Here is a 4,083-nt window from a genome sequence, read left to right on the forward strand (position 1 = left end):
AGAACAGGTATTTATTTTTATTTTTTGAAGGCATAATAATTTTAGATTTGTCTTCGACAATGAATAGATTTTGGATACCCTTATTATGTTAAACTATGTTAGAAGGGGCGATTTAGAATTACCGTTTTTTTGATATTCATGCCCATTACTAGAAGGTACTGAATTTAAAGATTTAGATTTGAGACAATCTTCCAATTCTTGAATTGTATCAAGTAAATGAATTGTTGCGTAATAAACATTTTTAATGATGTCGTTTTGTTCGGATGCTTGAATTTGGCTGTCTACAATCAGCGGCAATGAATGCAGCATAAAGTTGATGTGAGTGCGTGACTTCTTGACAAGACGGTCAAGATTCTCTCTATATGTTTTGTATGTCTCGTTTGTTGATGTGATAAAGCTTGTTTGTAGTTTGACGATATCCTCAAAGATTTCGATAATATTCTCAACGCGCGATGTTGATTTACGTAATTCTTCGATAAATTCTTCCCGCTCCTGCGAGTCCGAAGTTTCGTCGAGTAGTAACTGCAAAAACCCAATTGTTGAATTGAGTCGTGTCCGTAATTCATGAGGGATACGAAGTAAATTCTGATTATGAGTTAACGCTTCAGCATTTTCCCCTTCATCTACCTTAACCTGTGTAAGCTGCTTCGAGTCTTCCCCCTCGGCGCCAAATTGCATCGAGTAAAGTCGTGTGTAATAACCACCTTTTTGTAATAGCGAGTTGTGTGTTCCAACTTCTACGACTTTTCCTTGGTCTAAAACTGCTATTTGGTCAGCACCTTGAACCGTAGATAAACGGTGGGCAATAACCAAAGTTGTTCTGTCTTTACTCAAATCTTCAATAGCTGCTTGTACTACCCGTTCGGATACCGTATCAAGCGCACTTGTTGCTTCGTCGAGTATCAAAATCTCTGGGTTCTGTAGTAATGCGCGCGCTATTGCTAACCTTTGTCGTTGTCCCCCTGATAGCATTACGCCTCTATCACCTATTAATGTATCAAACCCGTGTGATAGCTTCGTGATAAACTCATAAGCATTCGCGCGTTTGGTAGCAGCTATTATTTCTTCTTCGGTCGCGCTACTGTTTCCGTATCCAATGTTATATCTTACTGTGTCGTTAAACAAAAATGTATCTTGACTAACGATACCCATCGAGCGACGCAATGACTGAATATCAAATTCTCTCAAATCTACACCATCGAGTAAAATACTACCAGAAATTACATCATAAAAACGCGGTAATAAGTCTGCCATTGTCGATTTTCCGGCGCCTGAACTACCAACGAGTGCCAAAGTTGTACCCTTCGGCAAAAACAAATCGACTTCTTTTAATACTAATTTCTCATGACCTGGGTAAGCAAAAGATATATTATTAAAATGAATCCCTTTTTCAAGCGATTTATAATTCTTTGTTCCCCGACTCATAAACGGTTTATTATCACGTCGCAGAAAGTCGGTAGCAATAGATACGCTTGTTGCGGCATTTGCGAAACTGCTACGAATTGCGTTTATCTGCGAGATAAAAGGCAATACCCTCAACAGCACCAATAAATATGTGAAGAGTACGGCAGAAAGGGAGGAAATTTGAGATGCAAATAAATACTTACTAAGAATTATAATCAGTACCAAAGAAGTAATCCCCATTACTTCACTAACGGGTGTAATTGCCTCGGAATTAGCTTGCGATTGAAAATCAGCTTGTTCGCGGTCGCGAATTAATTTGATAATTTTTTTGTACTCACGGTCTTCATTTGCTGTCGCGCGTACTAAGCGCATTCCGTTCAAAACTTCCAAAACGGTTATCGAATACGCTCTCGACATATCCGATAGCAATTTACCGTAATCTTTTGACCGAGCAATAGCGTATTGATTAACTAATGTGACGAGTGATAGTAAAAATGTTGCCGCAATTGTTAACTGCCAAGAAATAGACAGCAGTAGAGCAATAAAAACTAGAATTGTAATGACGAGAATTAAAACTCGGATAATAGTATTAACAGCACTCGATGCTTTTCCTAACTCTCCACCTAAGCTGTTAATTGAATCACCAACTTTTGTTTTTGCAAAGTAATCTAAATCGACTTCTAATAAGTTTTGTAATCCAACATCACGCATGTCAGTCGTTAAAGTGCGTGCAAGTGAACTTGATGTTAAACTACTTGCGTAACTGGCAAGATTTTTTAGTATAATAGTTAATATAATCGCTCCTGCCATTACCCAAGTTCGATAAGCTTCTGGCACTTGCTCAAAAGGTTGCATGACGACTTTTAAAATATCGGGTGCATTGTTGAATTGAACATCCAGTCCAATAATTTTTAAAACAACAGGCACAATTAGTGTTGTCCCAACCCCATTAAATAAGGCACCGGAAAATCCAAGTACAAATGTTAGAAACACCCACCAAGGATAAGGTTTAGCAAATCGAATTAAAAGTTTTACTGTAGACATAGGGAATAATTATTGATTAGTTAAAAATTGGTAAATACACTATAAAAATCCCTAATAATTAAGATTATTTTTTTGGCAACTAATTTTGTTGATTACTTCTGATAGCGTTAGCGCCATTTTTGAGGTACTATATTTCTCAACACAGCGTTCTCTAGAAGAGCGCCCCTTCATACGTGCCGTATCATAATCGTTAAATATGGCTTCAATTTCCATAGCGATTTGTTCGGGTGAATTTGGGTCTACTAAATAACCAGTATGAGCTAATATCTCAGGTATATCACCTACACGGGTAGAAATCATCGGTTTACCCATCGCCATACCATCTGTTAGTTTTAAAGGAAACTGCGCGCGCGCCACAACAGTATCACGCTGTGGTACAACTACAACATGAGCTGCTGCCACTATTTCGGGCATTGCCTCTACAGGCGCCTTTGGTAACTTAATAATCCAACGTCCCCATTTTTGTATCAAACGGTCGTCATAATCATCATACGGACTGCCGCCAACTATCACCAACCGTAAATCATCTTGGTTTAATTTATCGAGTGCCATCAACACATCTTCGACACCTTTGTGTGGACGCGGCGCCCCTGGAAACATCAAAATACGATAATTTGATAGTCCATACTTTTCCCGACTCGCTTCTTCAGAGTACTTATCGGGGTTAAACATCTCGGTATCTTTACCATTGGGTACATAAACACCGCCAAATCGATCTTGCAAAAACTGCGTATCAATCGTTACAGCATCCGCGTACTTGACCAACCGCTCCATCCAATTGATGTAAAGTGGGTGGTCAGGAAATCTCAAGGCACCATTGGATTTAAGAATATCGCGGGCAAACTGTTTGATACTAGGCTTATAGCTCCAATCCTCACCACCATACCAGCTTAATTCCCAATCATCCATATCGAGTAACAGCGGACGATGACGAGTTAATTTATGCAGCAAACCCACACCAAAGCTAGTTGGTTTGGGTTTTACTGCGTAAATAACATCTCCCGATAGCGAGCGGAGCAGTTGCCGTGCGGCGCCTAAAAAATTAAGATAATTGCTACCAGGTATAGAAATGACCTGGATGCCATTCGGAGGTATTGCGTATAAGTCTTTGCCAAAGTTAAACCCGACAATTTCGACAAAATGGTTAAGTTGTTGCAGGACTTGAGCTAGTAAGTAAGCTCGAACCGTGCCACCTCCGGAGAGGTCGCTAACAACTAACGAAAACTTTAATTGGTCATTAGTCATTCGTAAGGGATCATAGGTTAGTTGTTGTAGCATAGGCATCTTGCCTGTGCGCTCTTGTCAGGCGAGACGCCTAACCTACTAAATGTTAATAACAAATTGGCGATTTCTGATTCAGTACACTTACCTAAATCACGCTGGCAGTCCCTTCACTTTACGGTAAAGTCCGATGATTGATATCAAGCTCTGCTGGAAAATCAAGCGCTCAATTGGCAGGCAGGTTGCAAGTATCAGCTATGCCAGTCAGCGGAGTGTGCAGCTAGCCTGGCAGCTGGGGAATCGCCAATTATTCAGGCCTGATACTTTTAAAGCTGGACGTACACGTAGGCTGTGTGCCTTCTTAGATGGCATGCACTACACAGGTGCACACAAACTCACGCAACAGAGGATGAC

2 protein-coding genes are annotated in these 4,083 nt (G+C 40.2%); both read right to left on the reverse strand.

The features are described 5' to 3' along the window. Window positions 1-93: 93 nt before the first annotated feature. Window positions 94-2,448, reverse strand: a complete 2,355-nt coding sequence (locus tag AC2JBO_RS42240; protein WP_496959604.1) for an ATP-binding cassette domain-containing protein — start codon at window positions 2,446-2,448, stop codon at window positions 94-96. Between the two features lie 51 nt (window positions 2,449-2,499). Further along, a complete protein-coding gene (locus AC2JBO_RS42245) occupies window positions 2,500-3,726 on the reverse strand; it encodes a glycosyltransferase family 4 protein (RefSeq protein ID WP_496959605.1) in 1,227 nt (408 codons plus the stop codon). Window positions 3,727-4,083 lie beyond the last annotated feature (357 nt).

Source organism: Calothrix sp. CBUCES-K 9914 (assembly GCF_059640475.1).